This is a genomic window from Pseudoalteromonas sp. SCSIO 43088 (assembly GCF_023650795.1).
Taxonomy (GTDB): domain Bacteria; phylum Pseudomonadota; class Gammaproteobacteria; order Enterobacterales; family Alteromonadaceae; genus Pseudoalteromonas; species Pseudoalteromonas shioyasakiensis.
Genome location: NZ_CP072675.1, coordinates 591,808 through 618,017, shown reverse-complemented (window position 1 = coordinate 618,017; position 26,210 = coordinate 591,808). Strand labels below are relative to the sequence as shown.

30 protein-coding genes and 1 tRNA gene are annotated in these 26,210 nt (G+C 42.5%); 10 read left to right on the top strand and 21 right to left on the bottom strand.

What is annotated here, in order from left to right:
- Positions 1-4: 4 nt before the first annotated feature.
- Positions 5-2,086 (top strand): ATP-dependent DNA helicase RecG, encoded by a 2,082-nt coding sequence (gene recG / locus J8Z28_RS02925; RefSeq protein ID WP_062565952.1) that lies wholly within the window; start codon positions 5-7, stop codon positions 2,084-2,086.
- Between the two features lie 95 nt (positions 2,087-2,181).
- Here recG and J8Z28_RS02920 read toward each other — a convergent pair whose 3' ends face one another.
- On the bottom strand, positions 2,182-3,114 hold the full coding sequence (locus J8Z28_RS02920) for a porin (RefSeq protein WP_054563416.1): 933 nt from the start codon (positions 3,112-3,114) through the stop codon (positions 2,182-2,184).
- Between the two features lie 195 nt (positions 3,115-3,309).
- On the bottom strand, positions 3,310-4,164 hold the full coding sequence (locus J8Z28_RS02915; protein ID WP_054554216.1) for a LysR family transcriptional regulator: 855 nt from the start codon (positions 4,162-4,164) through the stop codon (positions 3,310-3,312).
- A gap of 90 nt (positions 4,165-4,254) precedes the next feature.
- On the opposite strand from J8Z28_RS02915, the gene J8Z28_RS02910 reads away from it, so the two are divergent.
- On the top strand, positions 4,255-4,629 hold the full coding sequence (locus tag J8Z28_RS02910) for a MaoP family protein (RefSeq protein ID WP_054563414.1): 375 nt from the start codon (positions 4,255-4,257) through the stop codon (positions 4,627-4,629).
- Between the two features lie 78 nt (positions 4,630-4,707).
- Positions 4,708-5,943 (top strand): GGDEF domain-containing response regulator, encoded by a 1,236-nt coding sequence (locus tag J8Z28_RS02905; protein ID WP_062565953.1) that lies wholly within the window; start codon positions 4,708-4,710, stop codon positions 5,941-5,943.
- Positions 5,944-5,945: 2 nt separating this feature from the next.
- Here the strand turns inward: J8Z28_RS02905 and rarD are convergent, their stop codons facing one another.
- Positions 5,946-6,869, bottom strand: coding sequence for an EamA family transporter RarD (rarD, locus tag J8Z28_RS02900; protein WP_062565954.1), 924 nt, complete (start codon positions 6,867-6,869; stop codon positions 5,946-5,948).
- 225 nt (positions 6,870-7,094) lie between these two features.
- On the opposite strand from rarD, the gene recQ reads away from it, so the two are divergent.
- From recQ to J8Z28_RS02880, 4 genes are all read left to right on the top strand, one after another.
- Positions 7,095-8,918, top strand: a complete 1,824-nt coding sequence (gene recQ, locus J8Z28_RS02895) for a DNA helicase RecQ (RefSeq protein ID WP_055021899.1) — start codon at positions 7,095-7,097, stop codon at positions 8,916-8,918.
- A 7-nt stretch (positions 8,919-8,925) separates the two neighbouring features.
- The gene (locus J8Z28_RS02890; RefSeq protein ID WP_062565955.1) at positions 8,926-9,222 is read left to right on the top strand and encodes a DUF3630 family protein; all 297 of its coding nucleotides are present in this window, start codon (positions 8,926-8,928) and stop codon (positions 9,220-9,222) included.
- Positions 9,223-9,289: 67 nt separating this feature from the next.
- The gene (locus J8Z28_RS02885) at positions 9,290-11,005 is read left to right on the top strand and encodes a BamA/TamA family outer membrane protein (protein ID WP_082710940.1); all 1,716 of its coding nucleotides are present in this window, start codon (positions 9,290-9,292) and stop codon (positions 11,003-11,005) included.
- A gap of 64 nt (positions 11,006-11,069) precedes the next feature.
- Positions 11,070-11,630, top strand: coding sequence for a mechanosensitive ion channel domain-containing protein (locus J8Z28_RS02880; protein ID WP_063529308.1), 561 nt, complete (start codon positions 11,070-11,072; stop codon positions 11,628-11,630).
- 24 nt (positions 11,631-11,654) lie between these two features.
- Here J8Z28_RS02880 and J8Z28_RS02875 read toward each other — a convergent pair whose 3' ends face one another.
- The 4 genes from J8Z28_RS02875 to J8Z28_RS02860 form a co-directional block, all read right to left on the bottom strand.
- Positions 11,655-11,822, bottom strand: a complete 168-nt coding sequence (locus tag J8Z28_RS02875; RefSeq protein ID WP_250659854.1) for a hypothetical protein — start codon at positions 11,820-11,822, stop codon at positions 11,655-11,657.
- Positions 11,823-11,971: 149 nt separating this feature from the next.
- Positions 11,972-13,030 carry a succinylglutamate desuccinylase/aspartoacylase family protein gene (locus J8Z28_RS02870; protein ID WP_062565957.1) on the bottom strand — a complete coding sequence of 353 codons (1,059 nt, stop codon included), beginning with the start codon at positions 13,028-13,030 and terminating at the stop codon, positions 11,972-11,974.
- 32 nt (positions 13,031-13,062) lie between these two features.
- A complete protein-coding gene (gene rimK, locus J8Z28_RS02865) occupies positions 13,063-13,968 on the bottom strand; it encodes a 30S ribosomal protein S6--L-glutamate ligase (protein WP_054563407.1) in 906 nt (301 codons plus the stop codon).
- Positions 13,969-14,027: 59 nt separating this feature from the next.
- Positions 14,028-14,450 (bottom strand): ATP-dependent zinc protease family protein, encoded by a 423-nt coding sequence (locus J8Z28_RS02860; protein ID WP_054554208.1) that lies wholly within the window; start codon positions 14,448-14,450, stop codon positions 14,028-14,030.
- Positions 14,451-14,610: 160 nt separating this feature from the next.
- Between J8Z28_RS02860 and zntB the strand changes: the two genes are divergently transcribed.
- Complete coding sequence (gene zntB, locus J8Z28_RS02855; RefSeq protein ID WP_062565958.1) at positions 14,611-15,582, top strand: zinc transporter ZntB; 972 nt, start codon at positions 14,611-14,613, stop codon at positions 15,580-15,582.
- On the opposite strand, the gene J8Z28_RS02850 is transcribed toward zntB, so the two are convergent.
- On the bottom strand, positions 15,577-15,798 hold the full coding sequence (locus J8Z28_RS02850) for a Rho-binding antiterminator (RefSeq protein ID WP_058583795.1): 222 nt from the start codon (positions 15,796-15,798) through the stop codon (positions 15,577-15,579). The genes zntB and J8Z28_RS02850 overlap by 6 nt on opposite strands.
- A gap of 62 nt (positions 15,799-15,860) precedes the next feature.
- Positions 15,861-15,935 (bottom strand) — tRNA-Arg (locus J8Z28_RS02845).
- A 219-nt stretch (positions 15,936-16,154) separates the two neighbouring features.
- On the opposite strand from J8Z28_RS02845, the gene J8Z28_RS02840 reads away from it, so the two are divergent.
- A complete protein-coding gene (locus J8Z28_RS02840) occupies positions 16,155-16,337 on the top strand; it encodes a helix-turn-helix domain-containing protein (protein ID WP_062565959.1) in 183 nt (60 codons plus the stop codon).
- Here the strand turns inward: J8Z28_RS02840 and J8Z28_RS02835 are convergent.
- From J8Z28_RS02835 to J8Z28_RS02825, 3 genes are read right to left on the bottom strand one after another with little or no spacing between them, the layout of a single operon-like run.
- Positions 16,334-17,140 carry a phosphotransferase family protein gene (locus J8Z28_RS02835; RefSeq protein WP_062565960.1) on the bottom strand — a complete coding sequence of 269 codons (807 nt, stop codon included), beginning with the start codon at positions 17,138-17,140 and terminating at the stop codon, positions 16,334-16,336. The genes J8Z28_RS02840 and J8Z28_RS02835 overlap by 4 nt on opposite strands.
- Positions 17,141-17,764, bottom strand: coding sequence for a nicotinamide riboside transporter PnuC (gene pnuC, locus J8Z28_RS02830; RefSeq protein ID WP_058583797.1), 624 nt, complete (start codon positions 17,762-17,764; stop codon positions 17,141-17,143).
- 20 nt (positions 17,765-17,784) lie between these two features.
- Positions 17,785-18,042 (bottom strand): YkoF family thiamine/hydroxymethylpyrimidine-binding protein, encoded by a 258-nt coding sequence (locus tag J8Z28_RS02825; RefSeq protein WP_054563401.1) that lies wholly within the window; start codon positions 18,040-18,042, stop codon positions 17,785-17,787.
- A gap of 115 nt (positions 18,043-18,157) precedes the next feature.
- Between J8Z28_RS02825 and J8Z28_RS02820 the strand changes: the two genes are divergently transcribed.
- On the top strand, positions 18,158-18,397 hold the full coding sequence (locus tag J8Z28_RS02820) for a DUF2960 domain-containing protein (protein WP_054554201.1): 240 nt from the start codon (positions 18,158-18,160) through the stop codon (positions 18,395-18,397).
- 5 nt (positions 18,398-18,402) lie between these two features.
- Here J8Z28_RS02820 and alr read toward each other — a convergent pair whose 3' ends face one another.
- The 9 genes from alr to J8Z28_RS02775 all read right to left on the bottom strand — a co-directional run bounded on the left by alr (position 18,403) and on the right by J8Z28_RS02775 (position 26,206).
- Entirely contained in the window at positions 18,403-19,482 is a 1,080-nt protein-coding gene (gene alr / locus J8Z28_RS02815; RefSeq protein WP_062565961.1) for an alanine racemase, read from the bottom strand.
- On the bottom strand, positions 19,482-20,861 hold the full coding sequence (gene dnaB / locus J8Z28_RS02810) for a replicative DNA helicase (RefSeq protein WP_054563398.1): 1,380 nt from the start codon (positions 20,859-20,861) through the stop codon (positions 19,482-19,484). Before dnaB ends, alr begins: the two co-directional genes overlap by 1 nt.
- A 112-nt stretch (positions 20,862-20,973) precedes the next feature.
- Positions 20,974-21,915 (bottom strand): DUF4097 family beta strand repeat-containing protein, encoded by a 942-nt coding sequence (locus J8Z28_RS02805; RefSeq protein WP_054563397.1) that lies wholly within the window; start codon positions 21,913-21,915, stop codon positions 20,974-20,976.
- 11 nt (positions 21,916-21,926) lie between these two features.
- Positions 21,927-22,412 carry a hypothetical protein gene (locus J8Z28_RS02800; RefSeq protein ID WP_250659853.1) on the bottom strand — a complete coding sequence of 162 codons (486 nt, stop codon included), beginning with the start codon at positions 22,410-22,412 and terminating at the stop codon, positions 21,927-21,929.
- Positions 22,399-22,950, bottom strand: a complete 552-nt coding sequence (locus tag J8Z28_RS02795; protein ID WP_250659852.1) for an RNA polymerase sigma factor — start codon at positions 22,948-22,950, stop codon at positions 22,399-22,401. Before J8Z28_RS02795 ends, J8Z28_RS02800 begins: the two co-directional genes overlap by 14 nt.
- Before the next feature lie 143 nt (positions 22,951-23,093).
- On the bottom strand, positions 23,094-24,842 hold the full coding sequence (locus tag J8Z28_RS02790; RefSeq protein WP_250659851.1) for a DUF7305 domain-containing protein: 1,749 nt from the start codon (positions 24,840-24,842) through the stop codon (positions 23,094-23,096).
- Positions 24,835-25,359 (bottom strand): prepilin-type N-terminal cleavage/methylation domain-containing protein, encoded by a 525-nt coding sequence (locus J8Z28_RS02785; protein ID WP_250659850.1) that lies wholly within the window; start codon positions 25,357-25,359, stop codon positions 24,835-24,837. Before J8Z28_RS02785 ends, J8Z28_RS02790 begins: the two co-directional genes overlap by 8 nt.
- Positions 25,356-25,757 carry a type IV pilus modification PilV family protein gene (locus tag J8Z28_RS02780; RefSeq protein WP_250659849.1) on the bottom strand — a complete coding sequence of 134 codons (402 nt, stop codon included), beginning with the start codon at positions 25,755-25,757 and terminating at the stop codon, positions 25,356-25,358. Before J8Z28_RS02780 ends, J8Z28_RS02785 begins: the two co-directional genes overlap by 4 nt.
- Positions 25,754-26,206 carry a GspH/FimT family pseudopilin gene (locus J8Z28_RS02775; protein ID WP_250659848.1) on the bottom strand — a complete coding sequence of 151 codons (453 nt, stop codon included), beginning with the start codon at positions 26,204-26,206 and terminating at the stop codon, positions 25,754-25,756. The genes J8Z28_RS02780 and J8Z28_RS02775 overlap by 4 nt, the downstream gene beginning before the upstream one ends.
- Positions 26,207-26,210 lie beyond the last annotated feature (4 nt).

The window sequence follows — 26,210 nt, the reverse complement described above, 5'->3', positions numbered from 1 at the left end:
ACCTTTGAGTCATCCTAGCTTAGCGTTATACCCAATTACAGAATTAAAAGGCGTCGGCCCGAAAATGGCCGAGCGCCTTGCTAAGCTAAATATTCATACGGTTCAAGACATGCTGTTTCATTTACCTCATCGCTATGAAGACCGGACCCGCATTCACCCAATTTGCGAACTCCAACCGCATAGCCATGTTAGTGTTGAAGCCACCATTGAAACCAGCCAGATTACCTTTGGTAAAAGACGCATGCTGGTTTGCCAAGTAAATGATGGCACGGGCCGTTTAACGCTGAGGTTTTTTAACTTTAGCGCAGCTCAAAAAAATGCCTTAAGTACAGGTAAAATCATTCGCTGCTTTGGTGAGATCCGCCGTGGTCGTGTTGGCTTTGAAATGACACATCCGGAATACAGCTTATCGGATACCCCTTCTGAGCAACCAACGAACACCACGCTTACGCCGGTTTATCCTGTTACCGAAGGGCTGAAACAGTTATCTATTCGTGCACTTAGCGATCAAGCTCTTGCACTATTAACTAAGTACCCTGTCGAAGAGTTACTGCCAGAGCAGTTTCAACCGACCGGAATGTGTTTAGCCGATGCACTTATGACCTTACATCGCCCACAAAACGATGTTGATTTAACTGCCCTTGAACAAGGTATGCACCCTGCCCAGCAACGGCTAGTGTTTGAAGAGCTGCTTGCGCAAAACTTAAGTCTTTTAAAGCTACGTCAAAAAGGGCAAACGGTAAAAGCAGTATCATTAAAGCCTCATAATCAACTTGAGCAGCAGTTTTTAGCTAATTTAGCCTTTAGCCCAACTAACGCGCAAAGTCGTGTGGTGGCAGAAATCAAAGGTGACTTACAACACCCATTTCCGATGATGCGTCTAGTGCAAGGCGATGTAGGCTCCGGTAAAACCTTAGTTGCAGCACTCAGTGCGCTCACCGCGATAAGCGAAGGCTATCAAGTAGCGCTAATGGCACCAACAGAGATTTTATCAGAGCAACATGGCATCAACTTTAGCCAATGGTTTAATCAACTCGGTGTTGAAGTCGCTTGGTTAGGTGGCAAAAGTAAAGGTAAAGAGCGTGCAGCAACTTTAGAAAAAATCGCCTCTGGGGAAGCACAAATGATTGTTGGCACCCATGCGTTATTCCAAGAGCAGGTTGAGTTTAACAATCTCGTATTAATTATTATTGATGAGCAACACCGCTTTGGTGTTCATCAGCGCTTATCACTGCGCGAAAAAGGCCGCTTTGGTGACTGTTACCCGCACCAATTAGTGATGACAGCAACACCTATCCCGCGAACGCTAGCAATGACAGCCTACGCTGACTTAGAAACCTCAGTGATTGATGAGTTACCACCCGGTAGAACGCCTATTACAACGGTGGCTATTCCAGATGCACGCCGAGACGAAATAATTCAACGTGTGAGAACAGCGTGTACAGAGCAAGGTCGTCAAGTGTATTGGGTTTGCACTCTGATTGATGAATCTGAAGTACTGCAATGCCAAGCCGCGGAAGATAGCGCAGAGCAATTAAAAGCAGCACTGCCAGAGCTAAACGTTGGCTTAGTGCATGGCCGGATGAAAGCCGCCGAAAAGCAAGCCATTATGAGTGAGTTTAAAGCGGGCAATATTCATGTACTCGTTGCCACAACGGTGATAGAAGTAGGTGTTGATGTGCCTAATGCCAGCCTTATCATTATTGAAAACCCTGAACGGTTAGGGCTTGCACAACTCCACCAGCTGCGCGGCCGTGTTGGTCGTGGGGCTACGGCATCACACTGTGTTTTACTCTATCACGCGCCATTATCAGCTACAGCGCAAAAACGCTTAGGTGTGCTGCGTGAAAGTAATGATGGCTTTGTTATTGCTGAGCGAGATCTCGAAATCCGTGGCCCAGGTGAAGTACTTGGTACCAAACAAACAGGCCTAGCCGAATTTAAAATTGCCGACTTAAACCGCGATAAACAAACACTCGATCATGTAAGACCCATTGCCTTCAAAATTTTGAACGACTATCCAGAGCTTACCGATAAATTGATTCAACGTTGGCTTGCTGGCAAATCAAACTACGCACAAGCTTAATCGCAAGTCTAACTAGGCTACAAATTCTCGGCTAGAACAAAAAAGCCCAGCTAATTAGCTGGGCTGACAAGTTAGGGAGTTATCCAAAGGTTGGATTAGAACTTGTATTCAATACCAACACCTAGGTAGTCTTGGTCAACTTGATTGTCTGTATCAAACGTTGAGTAGAAACCAAATACTTTGGTGTTTTTGCTAAGCTTGTGATCAACACCTGCAGAAATAGCTGTTTTCTTATCGCCTTCATCAAAGTCAATTACTTGGTACTGCACTTTGAAAGTATTACTATTCATTTGGTAAGCAGCATTTACTAAGTAGCCATCAGCTTCTGCACTACCATCCACTTTTTCTTGTGTTTGGTACATAGCACCTAGTTTAAAGTCACCTAGTTTACCTTGTACTGTTGCACGAACAATGTCGTAACCTTTTACTTCGCTGTCAGCTGCAACTGATGCATAGAGTTTGCTTTCTTTAAGTTTTGCATCGCCGTAAGTTAACGCTACTGAGTAACCGTTATCAGCGTCTACATCATCTTCAGCCACATAAGTTGCTAATACTTTGAAGCCACTGAAGTCTTTAGAAGCATAAGAAATTGTGTCGCCTAAACGGTTTTCACCTTTAAATGCGTTCTTGATATCACCTTCAAGGTCATTGAATAAATCAACTTTACCTTGAGACTGCTTCATTGCTGTATCGTTACGACCGATAACAACTTGACCAAAGCTACCTTTAACACCCACGTATTGGTTACGTGCAGTGATGTTATCGTCATTGTCGCCTTTTGAATCAGCGTCAGATACGTCTACACCAAACTCAAATTTATAAACAGCTTCTAAGCCTTCAGAAATTTTTTCTGAACCTTTTAAGCCAAAACGTGAGTTATTGCTTTTAATTTCAGTGAAAGACCCTTCGCCATCATCTGATGATTGAACAGTCACGTTTGCTTTACCATATACATCTACATCAGCTAATGCAGAAAAAGATAAACCACCAAATAAAGCTAGGAATAAGCTAGACTTTGCAAATTTCATGTCGTTTCCTCAATAATCGCAACAAAAAACACATGTGTGTTTCGATGCGCGCAGTGTGACAGCGAAAAATGACAGAAAGATGACAATTGAAATAAAAGCGTCAATTTAGCTTCATAAAATGTAATTATTTTTGAAATAAAAACGTAACCTTCTGTTGCAGCATTAATTTTTTATGAAAGCTAAATTAAATTAATTTTAAGCTTTTATTTGTAGTTCAGTTAATAAGGTCACTAACTTCTCTAATAAAGGAGTTTGTTCGTTATCTCTGTGGTAAGCAACAAACACATCGCGCGAGGTATGCGCAACATCTTCAACATGATAAAGCTCACCAGATTTAAGCTGCTCTTCAACTAGTAACTGAGGAATAAACGCACTGCCGCCACACTTCAAAATTAAATCAAGCGCAATACGACCCGTGCTGGTTCTAAAATAAGGAGGAGCGTGACCGTTAAACTCACGAGCATGCCATAAAGAAAAGGTGGTTCCCCAATCAACATAAACATATTGATTATCGAAAAAGTTTTCACTATTTGCTGTTTCAAACGCGCTCACTGGAATAATAGGTAGCTCACAAATTCGCTGTACAACTAGTTCATCTACTTTAGGGGGATCGAACAACACAGCTAAATCTAGAGTACGTTCCAGTAATAAGCGAGTACTCTCTTGTTGTGCTTTGACTTCAGCAACTAACGACACACCCGGCATAGCAGAAACAATATTAGTAATACCAAACTGTAAAAATGCATCCCATATATTAGGTGTTCCCGCTAAGCTAATTTGCTTATGCATATTATCTGCAAGTGCCACATCAACTTTTGCGCGCTGCATACCCGTAATGATCATTTGTGCGTGTGGCAGTAGTCGCTCACCCGGCGCCGTTAACTGTATGTTGTTTCGTTGACGAATAAATAAGTTAACGCCTAAACCTTGCTCTAATTGTCGGATCCGAAAACTCACCGCAGACTGTGTAATATATAAATTTTCAGCTGCTTTACCGAAATGGCGTGTACGAACCACTTCAACAAAAGTCTTCAATAAATCGATATCCATTTTTTACCCTTACGATAAAAATAATTTGTTTAATAAAATCGACAACTTGATCCATACTCCAGCAAGAAATTAGGGCATGAGGATAAAGCCATGAGCAATGACATTTCATCACTTCGTCAGGCATTTGCAAGCCAACGTCAATTCTATGATGATCAAAATTTCCCACGCGGTTTTGGTCGTAGTGGTCACTTCACTTTGCTAGAAGCCGACATTCTCGAGCAGCATGGTGTTGTTCTAAAGGGTTTATACAACAAAACCCTAGAACCACAAAATGAATTTCAAACTCAATTTGTACAAGTTGTTACCGGTAATCTTGAAGCGACCAATCCGATTGAGCGCGCTTGGATAAAATACCTTAAGCAAACAACCTGTAAAACCAAGTTTCACACATTATTTGGGCGCTCTCGCATTGCGACCTCAACACCACAAAGTGTTGAATATTATTCTGAGTCAGACAGCCTATAACAATTTGCTTTTTTACCCTTTTAGGGTTAAAACTTGTAATAACTTTTGTTTCGCCAATAAGTTATTACAAGGCAAGCTGTGACTCGAAGAATATTAATAATTGAAGATACGCCAACCATTGCGCGGGTGCAAAAGCACATCGCGCAAAAAGTTGGATATGAAGCCGACATAGCCGGTAGCTTAGCTGAGGCAAAAGAGCTTATTAGCAAGCACAGTTACTTTTGTGCCGTAGTAGATTTTATTCTACCTGATGCGCCAAACGGTGAAGCAGTTCCTTGCACCATCGAAGCCGATATCCCGACCATTGTAATGACTGGCAACCTTGACGAAACAACACGTAGTATCGTTGAAAAACACCCCATCATTGACTACATCACCAAAGAAAATAAACAAGCCTATCAATACCTAGAAAAACAACTGGCTCGCTTGCCTCGTAATGAGCAAATATTGGTATTAGTAGTCGATGATTCAGCGGCAACACGCCACCATATTTGTAACTTATTAACCCGTCATAAATACCAAACAATCGAAGCGGTTGATGGTGTTGATGCTTTAAAAGTACTGGCTGAAAACCCAAAAATATCGGTGATCATTACCGATAATGAAATGCCTAACATGAATGGGGATGAGCTCTGTGTTGAAATTCGCCGTTTATACTCCAACGATGAAAAGGCCATAATCGGCATTTCTGCACTCGATACTCTGCATTTATCAACGCGCTTTTTGAAATCTGGCGCAGACGATTACCTTCGTAAGCCATTCAACAATGAAGAGTTTTATTGTCGGCTCAGCCAAAACGTCGACATGCTTGAAAACATTAAAACGATTCGTTTACAAGCAAACACTGATTATCTCACTAAGCTGCCTAATCGCCGCTATTTCTTTGGTGAAGCAAACAGTCATCTAAAAGCTGCAAAAGTGTCAGATACCTCAGTCTCTTTAGCCATGATTGATATTGACCACTTTAAATCAATTAACGATAACTACGGTCATGATGCCGGCGATGAAGTTCTTAAGGGGTTATCGCAATGTATGGCAAAGTATTTTGAAGATAACTTAGTAGGCCGCTTTGGTGGTGAAGAGTTTGCAGTCTATTTTGCTGATCAAGACAAACAAGAATCGTTGCAACGCTTAGAGAAGTTCCGCTTATTTGTCGAAAAGCACAGCCCTGAGTTCAGTAAAGACCATATCAAGTTTACACTGTCGATTGGTTTTCATAATGGGCCTGTTTATAGTTTGGATGAACTAATAAAACAGGCCGATTTAAAGCTTTATCAAGCTAAAGACACTGGCCGCAACAAGCTAGTAAGCTAAGCCTACACAGGCTTAGTTACCGCCTCTAATTGCGCTTTGCGTTGCTTACGGCTCTGACGATACGAATCCCAGCTGAATAATGCCAAAGCGCTCCAAATACATGCAAATGTCACCACTCGCTCAGCATCAAATACCTCACCATAAAAAGCCACCGCAAGCATAAACATTAAACTTGGACCAATGTACTGAAAAAAGCCAAGCGTACTGTATTGCAGGCGCTTTGCTGCACCGGTAAAACATAACAGCGGTAAGGTTGTCACCACACCAGCACTAATAAGTAACAAGTTAATGTGCCAATCGTTTGCAGTTAAATCAGAGCTTGCTGATGGCATCATCAACCACCAGTAAATTAGCGCAACCGGTAATAAAATAAGTGCTTCAAGCAGTAACCCTGGCAATGATTCAATCGGCAGCTTTTTACGAAGTAGCCCATAAATAGCAAACGATCCTGCTAATGAGAAAGCAACCACAGGGAATGAACCAAAGCTCACAAGCTGAAGCAACACACCACAAAGCGCTAGACCTACCGCAACGCCTTGCCACTTGCGTAGTCGCTCACCTAAAAATAACATACCCAATAACACATTCAGTAATGGATTTATGTAATAACCTAAACTGGCATCGAGCATATGATTATTGTTCACTGCCCAAATAAATAACCCCCAGTTAAAGCCAAGTAAACTTGCTGTTATTACCAACATCAAAAGTAATTTAGGTTGTCCGAGTACAACACGAATACGCTGCCATTGATGACGAGCAGCAATAATAAGAAGTAAAAATAACACCGACCAAATAACACGGTGCATTAAGATTTCAAACGCAGAAATCTGCTGTAGAAACTTAAAGTAAATGGGCGCAAGACCCCACATAAAAAAGGCTAAACAAGCGAAAATAACGCCTTTTCGCTGCTCAATGTTGGTAGGCATAAGTTTGGCTTTATAGTTTAAAAACGCTATTTTACGCCCCCTTAGCAGTGACGCAACCAAAACACGCTAAATAAACCCATGTATTTACTTCTTAAAAGGGACTGTCATTATTGCAAAGTAACGCCTTGATATTAAGCACCTGTGAAACGCTGAATTCTGCATCTTGAGGTCGTTTGGGTATATTTCTACAGACATCGCCATAAAAAACCACTAAAATGCTTGGCGATGAATACCAATACCGCAATGTCCAACACACCCGTTCGATCACCACAAGCCGTACTCAAACAAGTGTTTGGTTACAAGGACTTTCGTGATGGCCAAGAAGCGATTATAGCCGCAGCGCTAGACGGACAAGACTCGCTTGTACTCCTACCAACGGGTGGAGGCAAATCATTATGCTATCAAGTACCTGCTTTGATCCTTGATGGTGTGACTGTGGTTATCTCGCCGCTTATTTCCTTGATGCAAGACCAAGTTGCCCAACTAAGAGCACTCGGCGTGCAAGCGGCCTACATCAACAACAGCCTGCCTTTTGAAGAGCAGCAAGCTGTCTATCAGCAATTGCACTATGGGCAAATTAAGCTGTTATATGTTGCACCAGAAAAAGTACTGCAACACGAATTTTTAGAACGCTTGAGTCATCTAAAACTCGCACTTTTTGCAATTGATGAAGCTCACTGTGTGTCGCATTGGGGTCATGACTTTAGGCCGCATTACTGTCGGCTCAACGAGTTAAAGCAACGCTTTATGCATGTGCCCATGATGGCCCTTACAGCAACGGCAGATAAAGCAACTCGTTACGATATTATTGAACAGCTTCAGCTTAACCACCCTTACGTGCACACTGGTAGCTTCGATAGACCGAACATTCGTTACACCATAGAAGAAAAATTCAAACCTATGGTGCAACTGCTTCGATATTTAAAAGAGCAGCAAAATCAAAGTGGCATTATTTATTGCACCAGCCGCAAACGGGTTGATGATGTAGCCGAAAAACTTGCAGACGCCGGGTTCAATGCCGCCGCCTACCATGCGGGAATGAGTAACGAGCAACGCCAATTTGTGCAATCGGGCTTTGCCCGTGACGATATTCAAATTGTGGTTGCGACCGTTGCCTTTGGCATGGGAATTAATAAACCAAACGTACGTTTTGTGGTGCATTACGATATTCCAAAAAGCATCGAGGCTTACTATCAAGAAACCGGTCGTGCAGGTCGTGATGGCCTGGCTGCAGAAGCGATTATGTATTTTGATCCGGCAGACATAGGCCGCGTACGCCGCTTTTTTGAAGATATTGAAGACGAGCAACGTCGTCGTGTTGAAGAGCAGCGCTTTAATGCCATGGCAAGCTTCGCCGAAGCACAAACATGCCGCAGACAAATCTTGCTCAATTATTTTAGTGAATATAAGCGCGAAACCTGTGGTAACTGTGATATTTGCTTAAACCCACCCACCAGCTTTGATGGCACCCTTGTAGCGCAACAAGCCTTGTCGTGTGTATATCGTGCTGAGCAACGTTTTGGGATTGGTTATATTGTTGAGTTACTGCGCGGTGCAAACACTAGCCGCATTCGAGATAACAATCACCATCAGCTAAGCACCTATGGCATAGGTAAAGAACACAGCGTGGAATTCTGGCTAAGTATTTTAAGGCAGCTTATCCATCAAGGGTTATTAAGCCAAGATATTACCCAAGGTTCGTCATTACGCTTAACCGAAGCCGCCCGTGCAGTACTTAAAAGTGAATATGCATTGCAACTTGCTGAGCCTCGCTTACAAGCTAAGCACGTTTACCAAGATAAACTCGCTCAGTTTAATTACGATAAAAAGTTATTTGCGAAATTACGCGCTTTACGTAAAGAACTGGCCGATGCCGATGATGTACCACCTTATGTGGTATTCAATGATAAAACCCTCGCTGAAATGGCGCAGTTAATGCCAACCAACGACAGTGAGTTTTTGAAGGTGTCAGGTGTTGGTTTCACTAAACTCAATAAGTACGGCGCACCGTTTTTAAATACCATTCGCGACTATCTTGCCACCAATTAGGACTGCTATGACTGAACTAACTTATGATGCCGAGCATGAGATTATTCTCATAACGTCGAGTGAGCTTCCACACGATGAAGACTTTGAACTTTGGGCAACCCTTTTCTTGCACGCGCCAGCCATAACAACCGCCGACTTTGATGCCGGTGCTGATCGTCATCAATTACGCTTTCACTTTACAGATCATAGTTTTAATCTAAACTTTGAACATTACAGTGAAAGTATTTGGATCAATGCTGAGGGCATAGAAGCCAGTGCTGCATTGCCACAACTTCATCAGTATTTAGTAGCGCAATTACAATAATAAGCTAGACATTTTCCCACGCTTAGTATGTAGTAGTTGCACAGGAGATACTCAACTAAGGGTGTAAATGGGATTTAAGCAGTCGCACTTTGTTGCTAGGTTAATAACACTATTACCAATCTGCATAGCAGCCAATGTTCATGCAGAGCAGTTCTTTACTGACGATAGTAATTATTGTCAAAACCAACGTACGCTTAAATCACAAGATAATAACTTACGCCGCCAGCTCGATGCGGATAACCCCCTACCCGATGCCGCTAATAACCGTAAAATAGTCTCTATTGAACTTGAACAGCTGAACGTATTTAACACTGAGCTTGAAGAAGAAAATAACTTTTTATTTCGCTTTGCCAATCGCGCTCACATGACTACAGAGCCTAATGTAATACACAGCGTTTTATTGTTTCAAGAAGGTGATGTTTACAATCCACGTAAACTGCTTGAGTCAGAGCGATTACTGCGTAAACAAGGCTACTTATATGATGCGCGTATCAACGCAAAGCTCGATTGTGATGGCAACGTACATGTAAAAGTAATTACGCGCGATCTGTGGACCCTACTGCCCGAAATAAGCTTTAGCCGCAGTGGTGGTAAGAATGAGTCGAGCATTGGCTTTCGCGAATCTAACTTTTTAGGCTGGGGTAAACGAGTGTCGTTTAGTCGTACCCGTGATGCTGATCGCACTGGTTATCTGTTTGTGTATGATGATCCGCATATTTTCTCTAGCCGTTATCAAGGCCGTTTAGAATATTCAGATAACGATGACGGTAAACGTCATTATCTCGATGTAAGCTATCCTTTTTTCTCGATTGATACGCCCTACAGCTACGGTGTTACAAGTTACTCTGATCAACGCCGAGAGTCACTTTACTATCGCGGTGACGTAGTTAGTGAGTTTGAACAAAAAACCTTATTAAACCGCGCTTACTTTGGTCATTCATCACAACTTGGTAATAGTTGGACTCAGCGCATTAAGCTTGGCATCGAAAACCGAGAAGAAACCTTTAGAGAAACGCCATTCACGCGCTTTCCTATCGCTGAAGATAGAACGCTGAGTTACCCTTACGTTAGTGGCCAATGGTTTGAAGATCACTACGTTAAGGTTAGAAACTTCGATAGCATCTACCGCACTGAAGATTTAAACCTTGGTTGGAATATCCATGCCTTACTCGGTTATTCGAGTGATGATTTTAGCGACGATGCCAGCCGTACTATTTATTCGTTATCTTTATCAAAAGCGCATTACTCTGGAGACAATCAGTTATGGCGCTTTAAAGCAGACCTTGATGGCTACTGGAATGAAGAAACCGATGATGTCGAAAACCTATTCGCTAGCACGCAGCTACAGTATTATCTCAATACCACACTAAGGCAAAGCTGGTATGCCAAAGTACGCTTACAATATGCTGAAAACCTCACTGCTGATAAACAACTCACTATTGGTGGTGAAAATGGTCTACGCGGTTACCCGCTTGACTACCAAGTAGGCGACCGCAGCTTCTTAGTGAATCTAGAAAAACGCTACTACTGGGAATATGACTTACTACAATTGTTTAAAGTGGGTGGTGCCGCGTTTTATGATATTGGTAGAGCTTGGTATAACGACAAAGATAATGGTGCCAATGGTAACGTGCTACAAAATGTGGGTGTGGGCCTGCGCTTAGCGCCAAGCCGTGCCAATGCCGGTACGGTTATTCACCTAGATATTGCCGCACCTATTAACAAGCAAGATGACGACATAGACTCTGTGCAATGGCTAGTAACGGTTAAAAATACCTTTTAAAGTAGTGTTATTGTTAAGCTAAAAAGCTAAAATCGAAGCGTAAAATATTAACTTAGGAACCCTTTTGGACTTCGTCGAATTCTTTAACGAGCAATATCATTTAATCGTGACTATTATCGCGGTTTTGCTCTATCCATTACTGCGTAAAACCACCAAAAAGCTGCTGTTAAAAGCAATTAAAGGCAAGGCTGATCCGCATCGTGAATACCGTGCGGAGCTGTTGCTGAATATTATTCTTGCCATTGTTATGCTGTGCTTAGTGTTAGTTTTTTGGGGGATAGAGCTACGGGGCTTATTAGTACTTGGCTCATCAATTTTTGCCATGCTAGGTGTCGCGCTTTTTGCCGCCTGGTCTTTACTAAGTAACCTAACAGCGTTCTTGTTGATGTTTATTCAAAACGACTGCCGTGTTGGCTTTTGGGTAAGAGTAATTGACGGTGCAAACTTCTTAGAAGGCCGCATTATCGAAATGGGCTTAATGAATGTTGTACTTGAGCATGTTGATGGTCACAAAGTGATTTACCCAAACAACATCTTTGTCACCCGCCCTGTAATGGTGTTAAAGAACCCACCTACAGCGACTAAAGCGCCAACCATAAAACGTATTTTAGGCCCAAAAAAGTAACGGCTTAAAGTTAACGAGACCTTGCTAAATAGGTGTTATTTTTCTGCTTCCGTAGGCGATTAATATAAAACAAAATAGAATGACTAAAGGGTGAAATAACACGATATGAGCAACACTTAGCTCTGTAAAAAAGCCGTGCGTAAGTGAAATAGCAAGCGTAAATAAGCCTGTGTAAAATAGAAACATTTTCATCTTTGATCCTTTAGTCATTTTTACGACAATTAAGTAAGTAAAAAAACTATAAACCTTGCACTTGCTCTAAGGTCAAGTAATAGATGGGGACAGGCGGATACAAAAAAGCCAAACATATAGTTTGGCTTTTTGAATTACAGAATAGGTTATTAGTTATTTAAATCTGCGGTTTTTAACTCGTCTTCAATATCACTTATTTCATCAATAAAGTTTTCGAGCTGTTGTTCAACTAGGCTGTTTGCGTGAGCAAAGTAAGCAAGATGGAATACTGCATCCCCCTCGTTTACCAGCGGCATAGTTTGCTGACCAATGACAATACCACTGCGTGGCGCCAGTAGTTCAAGTTCAGCATCACCTAGTGGGCTACTTATATAAGCTAGAACCTGCCCTTTCATTACTCGCTCACCCAGTGATACCTGTGCACGAACAATACCGTCAACTTCGGCACGTATCCAACTCGTCGAGCTTGCAATAACCGGCTCTGGCAGTTTCTTAGCACGCTTACCACGCACCATTTTTAAATGACGCATCACATAATCAACACCTTGCACGCCTGCAGCAATGGCAATTGGGTCAAAGCGAAGCGCTTCACCAGCTTCATAAGTAATAACGGGTATGCCTAAATTGGCCGCTTCACTGCGCAATGAACCATTACGAAGTGACGCATCAATCACTGCTGGGGTGCCAAACGCTTTTGCCATGGCTGCTGTTGCAGGGTCGCTCAAATTAGCACGAATTTGCGGCAAGTTCGTACGATGAATTGCACCTGTGTGTAAATCAATAATATGCGTACAATGCATTGCCACTTGAGTAAAAAACGCATTCGCCATTCGCCCAGCTAACGAGCCACGCGTTGAGCCCGGAAAACTGCGGTTCATGTCACGGCGGTCTGGTAAGTAGCGTGACTTGTGAATAAAGCCAAACACATTCACAATCGGTACCGCAATAATAGTACCGCGCAATTGCTCTGGATCGATTTTAGCAAGCAACTGCCTAACAACCTCAACACCATTGAGCTCATCACCGTGAATAGCAGCACATACCATTAATACAGGCCCTTGCTGCACACCATTGACGACTTCAATTGGAATATTTAACGGCGAATGGGTGTAAAGCTTGGCAGCTTCAATTGCAAATGTTTTACGTTCGCCAACACCCACCGTATCGCCTAAAATTGAAAACGGTGTATTTTTCTTAACCTTAGCCACGCACTTTTCCTTTTAATAGAGCGCTTATTTTCTTAACCTTTACCACGAGTTGCAGTTTTCTTTGATGCCGCTGTTTTTTCAATAAACTCGACAATCATGCCTGCAATGTCTTTACCGGTTGCAACTTCAATACCTTCAAGACCAGGTGATGAGTTAACCTCCATCACCAATGGACCACGAGCAGAGCGAAGTAAATCAACACCTGCTACGTTTAAACCCATCGCTTTAGCTGCAGCAACAGCTGTTTTTCTTTCTTCTGGAGTAATACGAACCAACGTCGCACTACCACCACGGTGTAAGTTAGAACGGAATTCACCTTCTTGCGCTTGACGCTTCATCGCGGCAATTACTTTATCGCCTAATACAAAGCAGCGAATATCAGCACCGCCCGCTTCTTTGATATACTCTTGCACCATGATGTTGGCTTTTAAGCCCATAAACGCTTCAATTACACTTTCTGCGGCTTTGCGTGTTTCAGCTAATACCACACCGATACCTTGGGTACCTTCAAGTAGCTTAATAACGACTGGCGTGCCACCCACCATGCTTAATAAATCTTTTACGTCATCTGGTTTACTTGCAAAGCCTGTCACTGGCATACCCACACCTTTACGAGAGAGTAGCTGAAGTGAACGTAACTTGTCGCGCGAGCGAGTGATCGCCACAGATTCATTGACAGGGTATACACCCATCATTTCAAACTGACGTAATACCGCACAGCCATAGAAAGTTACTGACGAACCAATACGCGGCACGATAGCATCAAAATCTTTTAAATTTTCACCACGGTAATGGATTTCAGGCTGCTCTGAATTGATGTTCATATAACAACGAAGTGCATCAATTACTTTCACTTCGTGGCCACGCTGCTCTGCGGCTTCAATTAAGCGACGTGTTGAATACAAATTTTGGTTGCGAGATAAAATACCAAGTTTCATAAGTTAAAAACCTTAACTGATAAACTCATACACGTAGCAACGTGTGATAAGTCCTTTTCCTATAATAAATGAGATAAAGCCGGATCAACGACTATGCGATTTTCCATTGCTGTACGCCCTAACAACATTCTAAACTTCATTGTTGAACGGTTACTTAAAGTCACCCTTACAGGCCAGCTTTGGGTTCCTGCGACTAATTTTGTTTCAATAAAGTAGCGTAGCTCACGCTGACCGCTTGAACTGGTCACATACTTACGCTCAACTACTTTGGCGCGACACTCTACCGTTGTTTCTACATCGTCTTGTAGAGGATGGGTAGTAAATTTCACCCATGCTTCGCCATTTTCTGAAAATTCCTCAATGTCAAAAGCATGAATACATGAAGTTCTCGCTCCGGTATCAACTTTTGCTTTGATTTTTTCTATTCCCAGTTCAGGCAGGCCAAGCCATTCTCGCCAGCCAACAATAATTTTTGCGCTCATTAATGTGCCCTCTATAAAAAAGTGTCTTATACGCTACAGAGCTAGAAACACCAACGAAATATATTTATCCACTCGATAAGTCGATTTCATTAATATAGTCTTGACTATACTAATGTATATACTCAACCATATCCCACTATTTGTAAAACGAGAGTTCAATATGATCAATGGGTTACTTCATGTCTTAATTTTAGACGAACAAGGCGGTGCACGTGCTATTGAAAATAGTACTGAGCTGCAAAATTGGCAACCCGAACACGGAAAACTTTGGGTGCACATGGACTACAGCCAAGCTGAAGCCGTTGACTGGCTTGAGCAAAGTAATTTATTAACTGATTTCGAGCTTGAGTCCCTTATTGCCGATGAAACACGTCCGCGTTTAAGCAAAGTCACTAATGGTAATATGCTGTTTTTACGTGGCGTTAATCTAAACCCTGCGCAAAGCCCAGAAGACATGGTCTCGTTACGCTTATTTATTAACGAAAATATTGTGATCACAACCCGTAAGCGCCGTTTATTATCGGTGCAGGATGTTGTTGAATCGTTTGATGGCGGCAATGGCCCTTGCTCAATCTCTGAGTTAGTTTGCCAATTGGCGCAAAACTTAACGTCGCGTATGCAAGCTGTTATCGACAGTTTAGATGACACACTCGATGGCTTTGAAGATGAAATTGATGAACCAAACAAAGGCTTTGATCATCAATCATTAGCACAAATACGCCGCCAAACAATCGCGTTAAAACGTTATTTAAGGCCACAAAAAGAAGCGCTTATTACTTTGTTAAACAACAAATATAAGTGGTTAGATGAAGACGATAAGGCACGCTTAAACGAAACAACCAATATGTTGATCCGTTATTTAGAAGAGCTAGATAGCTCAATTGAACGCGCGCAAATTATTCAACAAGCAATAACAAGCCAAGTATCTGAGCAACTAAACCAACGCATGTATGTGATGTCGGTGGTTGCAGCGCTGTTTTTACCACTTGGCTTTTTAACTGGCTTACTAGGTGTAAACGTAGGCGGTATTCCGGGCACTGAAAGCCCTTACGCATTTAGCTTATTTATTATTTTTTTGGTGGTGCTAACTGTTGGGATTGGCATTTACTTTAAAAATAAGAAGTGGCTATAACGCGACAACCTTTTTAATTAAATCAAGGCGGACGGCATGTTCGCCTTTTTTTGTTGCCAAAATCAGGTGCTCACCATCGGAGTTGAGTATTTTGAGGGTCTCTGCTTTTCCTTCTAACTGCTCACCAGATACTAAGGTAATGCGTAATAGAGATTTATGCATGCACCATAATTCATATTTATCGTAGTCGCCACAAGCGATAGGTTGATAAGTCATTAGCTTTTTGGAATTGTTTGAGGAGTTAATCGAGCTTAGAAGATATTAAAGTGAAGAGCAAATGGCGCTCTCGGCAGGGATCGAACCTGCAACTTAGCCTCCGGAGGGCCACGTGATATCCATTTCACCACGAGAGCACATTTGTCGTCGTCAATACTGACTCGCGATATCAGCATGACAACCCGGCAATGATAATGGCATCTTGTGCTAAATGCTAGCATCGAGGCCTTTATATGCACATAAATTCAGCAATTTGCATTAAAACACTTCACTTTCGTGCAGAACCAAGGTATTAACGTATACTTAATAAAATTAATAACAAGGTGGCAGTATTGCCATGTAAGGGGAATTTGATCATGAGTTTAATGTCTACAGAGCAAGTCGCGGAGTTTTTAGGTGTAAAAGTCGAACGCGTAAAACGTCTTGCTCGCGAGCATTTACTGATCTCGAAATCACAAGATGACAAAGGTGAACCTTTGTTTAATCCAGAAGACGTAAAAAAATATAAAGAACTTGCCGAGCGAATTGGCGGTCTTTAATTTTTAGCTTTTTCTATGAAGTGGTTAAGCTGTATTAGCAGTGGCGCCACTTTATCCATCGCACCACGTTGTTCGTACCAACAAATACATAAAAGCAAAAACAGCGCATGAAATGCCTCGAGCTTTTCAACTGATAAGTAAAACTCATGATGTTCGCACACTAACGCTTGATAGCGTTTAAGTAACGCCAGTTGCTGCTCGTCATTTAACGCAAAGCTCACTACCAGCGCAGCTAAGTCGAAGTAAACATCGTTGCTTTTGGCATACTCAAAGTCGATTAAAAACATACCCGACTCATTCACAATGATATTTTCTTTCACTAAATCATTATGACAAAAACCCATGTCTTTAGGCACTGAAGCAATATAAGCCAGTGACTGTTTAATTAGCTCTGCATGTTGCTGGTACCGCGCTGTTTGTTGGTAGTAGTTAATTTCGTAGGCAATATCCATAGGTTCAGTAAGCACAGGGTAACGGTGTAAATTAACTAAGTCGGGCAATAAGCTACTACAAAATTCACCGCTGGCAATACTACCTGCCACGTATTCGAAAATAGCCGTATCGGTTGCTTGCTCTAACCAAAGTGGGGCTGGGCAGCAGCTTTGCTTTGCAAAGTGCGCTTGCGCTGCAAGGCCAATCGCCGGCCAATGGTCGCGATAGTGCTTAACCAAGAAATCTTGGCTTGCTGTTTTAACCAGGTAGTTATCATTGCTTAGCCCCTCAACCAGCGGGCTGATTGAGGTGATAACTAAACGTGAGTTGAAGCGCGTAAAAAGCGCGTGAATTTGTTGCTCAGTTTTCATCTATAGCTGTGCAAGCGGCTTAGCCTGATGCTGCTCGTATTCTTCATACCAGGTTTTAAAGCCCCACGCGGCCATAATGGTGTAAAACACGAAAAGTACTAAGGTTGGGTAATACCCTTTTTCAAAGTATAGATACATAGATGCTGCATCAATCACAATCCAGTACAACCAGTTTTCCAGTACCTTCTTGGCAACAAGGTAGGTTGTCACCACCGCAAAACAGGTGGTAAAGCTGTCTAAATAAGCAAAATCAGCGTGAGTGTAATTGGTCATCACAAAACCAATGGCAACTGAGGCCAGTGAGGTGGCAAGCAAAATCACCGCATGACGCTTTAACGACCATGAAATAATGGGCAAATGATCTTTATTATTCATGCCCCTGCGCCAAACCACCCAACCATATACCGCCATATACATGTAGTAAAAATTAAGGAGCGACTCCATCAACAGTGCGCCATTCCAGTACATTACGGTATAAATAAAGGTGCTCACAAACGCGGCTGGCCAGCACCATAAGCTTTCTTTAATCGCTAACAGTAAATACGCCATCGATAGGGCAACGGCAATATATTCCCAATGCGACATGGCAGTAAAGCCAGAGAAGGTTTCGCTTAAAAATTCCATAACTCGCGCTACTTTAGGGTTTAGTCTTCGCTAGGCGACAAGTCACCATGTAAGAATTTACAGACGAAAATAGCTTTACCAAACTCTTCATAAGAACGTTTGATTTCAGTATTAAGTACAGACATCACTAAATCATAGTCACCGAAAATCTGAGTAGATAAGGTGTTGGTGATCACTTTAAGACCTTCGTAACTGTTTACACGGTCAATAAAACCTTTGATAAACGGAATGTAGTCTTGATGTAGTGGGTACTTACTGATCTCTACTGAAAGTTTCATTATGATTTACCGAGTCTTTGAAAAGTATTGCATTGTAACCCGCTTATACTAACAAGTCATGGCTATGGTTATTTTTTAGTGTAAAATCAGCCCCGATAAACATTGAGGATTCATTATGGCACGCCGCATCACTTACAAATTTAAAAACCAGCCTCGCGAAATCAATTTTGCAAAAGATAAATACCGCGATATGTACCATGCCATTGCTGCGGCTGAAGGCATTGATTTAACCAATTATTTAAAGATGGAACAGCAAGTCGAAATGACTTCAAAAGGCTCTGCAGCAGTACGTAACTTTCGTGACCAAGAATTCGCACGAATGGGTTTCAGTGACGTGTATTTTATTAAAGAGTAACAAAGTTACTCTTGATACTCGTAGCTCACACGTGGGGTGATATTACAGAGTAACTCGTAAGGAATAGTTGTTGCGCACTGGGCAATCTCTTCAACGGGTAGCTCAGGCCCCCACATAATCACCTCATCACCCACTTTGATGTTGTCGCGGTTATCACCAATATCCACCGTGATCATGTCCATCGCTACACTGCCAACAATACCATAGCGTTGTGATTTAATAACCACAGGTGTGCCCTGCTCAGCATGACGTGGATAACCATCACCATAGCCCATCGCAACCACCGCAAGCTTAGTCGGTTTATCGCTATGCCAGCGTCCGCCATAGCCAACACACTGATCGGCATCGACATCGCGTATCGCGATAACTCGCGTTGTTAAACGCATAACAGGCTCTAGTCCGTGCTGTTGCCCTACGCCATTGAGCATTGGCGATACACCATAAAGCATCAAGCCAGGGCGCACCCACTCGCCATGACCTTTTGGCCAAGCAATAATGCCAGCAGAGTTTGCAAGGCAATGCTGCTCACTTTTGCCATCTGCCAGTGAGTCAAATAAGGCAATTTGCTGAGCGGTTTTTTCATCATTGATGTCGTCGGCGCATGAAAAATGCGTCATTAACTTAATGTCATCGCGGGCATTCGGGCTTGCTTTTAAGCGACTGTAGAAAGACTCAAATTGCGATGGCGCAATACCCAGTCGATGCATACCCGTATTCACCTTTAACCAGCACGCAATTGGTGCATCAAGGCTTGTATTTTCAAGCGTTGCGAGCTGATTTTCATCGTGAATAATGGTTTGAAAGTTATTGGCAAGCAAGATAGGTAAATCATCTTTATGAAAAAAACCTTCAAGCAATACAATCGGTTTTGTCAGCCCACCTGCACGTAGCGCTAACGCTTCGTCTATTCGAGCAACCGCAAATGCATCGGCATCATTTAGATATTGAGCAATTTTAACTAAGCCATGGCCATAGGCATTGGCTTTAAGCACTGCCATTACTTTGCAACCAGGCGCAAAGCGCTTCACTTGCGCTAAATTATGAGCAAGTGCTTTTAGGTTGATTTCGGCAATGGCTAAGCGCATTAGTATTCGTCGTCCATAGCTGGACCCGCGTAGTTATCAAAACGCGAGAATTGTCCTTGGAAGGTTAAACGTACTTTACCGATTGGACCATTACGTTGCTTACCAATGATGATTTCGGCCACGCCTTTTTCTGTACTGTCTTCGTTATACACTTCATCACGGTAAATAAACATGATTAAGTCGGCATCCTGCTCGATTGAGCCTGATTCACGTAAGTCGGAGTTGATCGGGCGTTTATCGGCACGTTGCTCTAGGGTACGGTTAAGCTGCGATAGTGCAATAACCGGACACTGTAGTTCTTTTGCTAGTGCTTTTAATGAACGAGAGATTTCAGCGATCTCTAAGGTACGGTTATCCGACAAGCTTGGCACACGCATTAACTGCAAGTAGTCGACCATGATCATACTAATTCCGCCATGGTCGCGGGCAATACGACGTGCACGCGAACGCACATCTGTTGGTGTTAGGCCCGATGCATCATCAACATACATCTTACCTTTTTCCATCAACAAGCCCATGGTTGACGACAGACGCGCCCAATCGTCATCATCTAGCTGACCGGTACGAACTTTAGTTTGGTTAATACGACCTAGCGATGCCAGCATCCTCATCATGATTTGCTCTGAAGGCATCTCTAGTGAGTAAATAAGTACAGGCTTATCTTGTGTCATGGCTGCGTGCTCGGCTAAGTTCATCGCAAAGGTTGTTTTACCCATCGATGGACGTGCCGCCACAATGATAAGGTCAGAAGGCTGCATACCCGCCGTCATTTTATCTAGGTCAGCATAGCCGGTACTTACACCCGTCACACCATCTTGTGGCGACTGATAAAGCTCTTCAATCTTATCAACAGTTTTTTCTAAGATACTGTGTAAGTTTTGTGGACCTTCGGTGCTTTTACTACGCTGCTCAGCAATTTTGAATACTTTACTTTCAGCAAAATCGAGCAGGTCATGACTGGTACGCCCTTCTGGGCTAAAACCAGCTTCTGCAATTTCGTTCGCAACACCAATCATTTCACGAATAACAGCACGCTCTCGCACGATATTCGCGTAAGCATCGATGTTCGCCGCACTTGGTGTGTTCTTAGCAATTTCAGCAAGGTAAGCAAAGCCACCAACACTACTTAACTGATTGTTTTTCTCTAAACTCTCAGAAATAGTGATCAAATCGATTGGATCACCGCCTTCAGCAAGACTAACCATAGCCTCAAAAATCAGCTTATGGGTTCGGGTATAAAAATCCTGCGCAACCACTAACTCAGCAACACGGTCAAACGCTTGATTATCAAGCATTAAACCACCTAAAACAGATTGCTCAGCTTCTATTGAATGGGGAGGGACTTTTAACGTATCGACTTGCTTATCTGGTTTGGCCATAACATCACAAAACTAAAATTGAATGGCTCTATTCTATCTACTTGCTAAGGCTGTGCAAATAGTAAAGCGGGAAAACTTCCCGCTTTATTGTAATTGGGTATACCTGTAATCGTTATTTCTGTTTACGAAGTTCAATGCGTCCGCTAATCGTATCCATTTCGATATCAGCATCCCCACCGTTAATACTAAATTCTAAGTCGCTAGATGGGCCGTATTTCGCCTTCGTTGCTCTGTCATCACTAAGCTCATTAACGATTTTACCGTTAGCGTGAGCTTCAATTTCAAACTTTGCCGATACATCAGCAGGGAAGTAAAACTCTGCATCACCACTGACTGATTCAAAACGAATATTGGCATCTGCTAGTAACTTGTTGATGTGAACTTCTGCTTCACCGTTTACGGTATTGATGCGCAGCTTTTTAATTGCATCAAAAGCAAAGTCGATATCACCGTTTACATTTTCAAGGCGAACATCTTGTGCTTTGGTTTTTGACTTAATGTCGCCATTCACCGCGGTAAAGCGTAAAGCACCTTGCGAGTTTTTATCGTTAATTTCACCATTGACTGTTTCAAAGCGAATATCACCGTTTAAATCATGAGCGTTCACATCACCATTAACCGTTTCAAAGCTCATGTTGCCGCGAATATCTTGCACTGTGATATCACCGTTGACGGTATCGATCTCTGCGCCTGCTTCAAGCTCTTTAGCACTAACTGTGACATTCACCCCAGCAAATTCAAGCTCACTGCTTTTTGGCATGTAAATGGTTAAACGAGAGCCGTCACCACTATTCCAGCCACCTAAATTACGCGGCATTTTTACGATAAATTCAACACGGCTTCCTTCAACCTCTAAACGATAGCCTTGTGCCTTATCGTCAAGCTCACCTTCGATTTTAAGTTGTGGTTTATCCCACCCTTCAATGCGTACATCACCACGTTGGTTTTCAATAAAAATGCGTTTATTTGCAGGTACATCAATTTGTTCATTAATGGTTTGTCCTGCCATTGCCATCAGTGGCAGTAATCCTAAAGTTAAGGCTAGTAATTTCATAATTGTCACTCCTAAATCGTTTGCCACTTCGGTGCATGCACCTTGTTAATTAAGTCCAGTTGTTGCTGATAAACCTGCGACAGCATTTGTAATAAAGCTGGGTTTTCAGGTTCATTCTCAAGTGCTTGCTTAATGGCACTTTCGGCTTCTTCTAACTCTTTTAGTTGTTGCTGCCAGTTATCGGTTAACGCAGGTTGATTTTGATACTGCACCAACAAACCTTGCTTTTGCTTGGTAAAATAGTCGCTCATTGCCATCATGCTATTTGGCTCACCTTGGCCAACAAAAAGCTGTACGGTCAATAGTGCGGCAATACAACAAGCGGCAACTGCAGCGAGTTTATTCCAGCCATGGTTTGGCTTCTCAGCTTGCTCTGGTTGCCCTGTTGCAATTGCTCGCTCAACACCGGGCCAGAGATCTTTGTCTGGGCTAATATCTTGCTTATGGTTAAGCGAGTCATTTAAAAATTGTTCAAATTCTGGCTTACTCATTTTCATACCACTCTTTTAATAACTGCCTTGCACGGTGAAATTGCGATTTACTTGAACCGACCGCCATATCAAGCATGCTTGCTATCTCTTCATGGCGATAACCTTCAATTGCATGGAGTACAAACACCATACGTGCTCGCTCAGGAAGTCTCAGTACTAATTTGTCGAGGCCGTTAAAGCCTTCGCAATCTGCTGCGCTTTGCTCATCCATACCGCTTTGTTCAAAACTCACTACTTTTTGAAACCAGCTTTTATGTTTGCGAATGTAGCTAATCGCAATATTGCTGGTAACACTATGTAACCAAGTCGAAAATTGTGAGCGTCCATCAAAGTTAGCGATTTTATGCCACAACTGTACAAACACTTCTTGTGTTGCATCTTCGGCGTGCTCTTTGTCTGCAAGCAATCTTAAACAAAGGCTATAAACCCGCTTCACATGCAACTCATAAAGTGTTGCATAGGCAGCTTGATCACCGCTTTTTACGCGCTCTATCAAGGCATGCTCACTTTGCTGGGCGAATGCTTGTTCTGCATCTATCAACATCCTGGATGTTGTCCTTTATGATTATTGTTGTGAATTTAGTGTATTAGACGTAAGGAGGGATTCAAAAGGTTTAAATGAAATTAAATTTTTTTTGTGTAAGCTACAATTAATTGAGCTTACACAATTTTATTTGGGAATTAGCGTTATTCTCCAGGTGAAGCTTCGCTTTCTTCTTCAGTTGTTTCTGTGGTTTTGTAGCTCCAACCTAAAAATACGATGCGTGCCGAAGAAGCAGGCGAGCCACCATTTTGTACTTGTAATAAACCTGCATCATAGTGAGCACCACTGCCCCCTGATGCAGTAATTGTTGAGCCACGTACACTACCAAACAGCTCGCCACTGCCCGATAGCTTCACTGTTGTCAAAGGGGCATAAATAGCCGCATATAAATTAGCAGCACCGCTAAATTGTACCCCATTCACACCATTAAATGATGAATAAAATGATAACGACGGATGGCCACTGGTGGTTAATCCTTCCTGCTCAGTAATGACTTTTGCGCCTGCGCCAATATTTACTTTTCCGGTTAATAACACTGTTAAGCTACTGTCTTTTTTGATTGTTAAGCTGGTATCCCCTTCCATCGAAAAGTCTCCATCAATCAGTAAAATAACATCACCACCAGAAACTTCCATTTTGCCGTCACTGGTCATTTTGAGCCTATCAAGTGCAAAAATATACTCTTTACTATTACTGCCATTAGCTTGGTTTTGCGCTTTAGAGTTAAACAAGAAAACATCGGCAAGGCTTGGCAAAATAACTTGGCTACCACCGCTACTAAAAAAGCCCCTTTCAGTATTAAGTTTAAATTGTTGCGTAGGACCAATCGAAACAGAACTATAACTACTCACTTGGTCTGTGATACCTGTCATTTTCTCTGGCAAAATTAACGGGTCGCAGCTGGTGTCTGGATTTGTTGGGTCATAATCGGGGGCTGTTGGATCAGCAACGGTTATAGGCTCCACATTCGGGTTTACGTTAAACTTGCTATCACTGTAGTGAACACCATCTTGTTGATTATTGTAGGTGTCTTTAAAATCGCCTGAGCCGCCATACATAATATCGAGTGCTTCGCCTTGGCTATTCGTAATGAATGTTGACCACTGCATTTTCGCATCACCATTGGCTCGCACAACCCCCGAAACAGTCCCACCACGGTGAGTATAATAACCTCGGGTATAGACATTACCGTCAACACGTAAACCATTGCCAGGAGAGATATAAACGCCGGTATTTGAATGGATATTACCAATAATTGGTGATGAACCATTTAAGTAGATAACCCCGGTCGCTTTTACATCCCCCTTAATCGGTGAATGACCTGATAGCACCACGTCTGAGTCGCCAGCAATCGTTGAAACATCACCATCATTCGACTTGGTTTCTTCGTACGTGCCTTTGCTAGAATCGTAGCTATCGATACTGCCACTCCCCGACAGATTAACCCCTTTACAGCCCACCATCGCATTAGTGAAAATCGAGCTTCCCTTCGCGCCTTGTACAGCAAAACGGGCGACTAAATTACTTTGTGCGTCACCATCAAATCGTTGACCAAGGCTTGCAATTTCAAGCTCACCAGCAGCATTTTTACTTAAACTGGCATTAAAAATGGCATCATCAGCGATCACACCAGAGCCCGATGCGTTGCTAGTTTTACTGATCAAATCTTCAACCGCTAATACACCTTCGTCATTCAAGGTTTGTTGTAATAACTTAGCTTGTTCAAACACACCTTTTTCTGCCAATAAGCGACTGTTTAATTTCTTTTGAAAGTTACCACTTAAGCGCTCTTGAACAATGTTTTCACGTAGCGAACTAAGCACCACGATGCTGGCCATACTGGTTAAGATCAACACTGTAATTAGGGTGAAACCATTTTGCTTGTTATACACTGCCAGCTCCGTATGCTTTGACTAATATTGCATTGGTTAAGGCAATATCAATATTAATGCCATTGCCAAACTGCGCAGGTAAATCATTTGGCTTTACAGTAACGGTTACAAGCTCACCGGCGATATCAAATGACAAAGCTTCGATACCTGTCAGTAATCGCTCTGAGGCAGCACCATCGAGTGAACACATTAAGTTGCTACCATTTAAGCTATATACTTCAACCACCTGCGCAGTTGTTGCAGAGCCATCACAGGCAATGACAACACTTGGCTGAGTAATAGTAATCGTGCTTTTATCTGCACTTATGGTCGGTGTTAGTTGTGTTTGCTTTATGCTGCGGTTGAATACTTTACTGGTATAGCGAATCACTTCTTGAGCATTTTCAAGCTCTTTACTTACTTCAATCGTGCTTTTTATCGCCGAGTAAGACAAGCTCACCCCAGCTAATAAAAAAGCGCCTGCTGCCAATGCCACCATCAGTTCAACTAAGGTAAAACCCTGAACGTGTTTATTCATGAGCACACCGCCGTTAAATCAGGGAAACTGGCATTTAGACTAATTTGATTTTCTGCATTATCTGTCATGCGCTTATCGACCCAAGCCACATTAACTTGCATATCATCACTGTAAGTAGCTGGGATCGTCAGTTGATAATCACTCACTTGTGGCGCGAGCGAAGCTCTAAAAGTCGCGTCTTGAAAAAGTGCGGTATTGGTTTTTTGAATTTCACAAATACGCGGCCACAAACGCTCAATGGTGTTTTGCCCTTGAATAAGTGACACGGTGTAATTAAAGCTATTGGTTGCATATTGCAGCGATTTTAGCTGCGCTGCCGCCAAGCCTAATAATGCGATGCCAGCGATCACCACTGAAATCATCACTTCTAATAATGAAAAGCCTGTCTGCTTATTCATGCACATCCTCGCTGTGAATTTTCTACTAACCAGTTTTGGCCACTTTTAAGCACACACATCACGTAATCTGTGGTATTTGCGTGCTCATCTTTCACTAAAATTTCAGCTTGTTTATCAACTTCGCCACTGGCACTAATGGCCAATGCGACTAAGTTGACGGTAACACCGCTTTTTGTGACCGAAAATTCTTTTAAAACCGTGTCTACCCCGCCCTCGTTGAGGGTCACTTGCCAACTATTATTATTGACAACTAGGTTAATAGGTTTGTCGCGTTTGACCGCTTCACTGCGTGCAAACTTATAGGCGCTATTTAATTGATTTGCAGTTGTTACCACGCGATCTTGCAAAATTTGTTGGCTAAAAGACGGAAAAGCAAGGGCTGCCATAATGCCAATAACACTCAGCACAACCATTAACTCAATTAAGGTAAACCCTGCAATTCGACGCAATTGT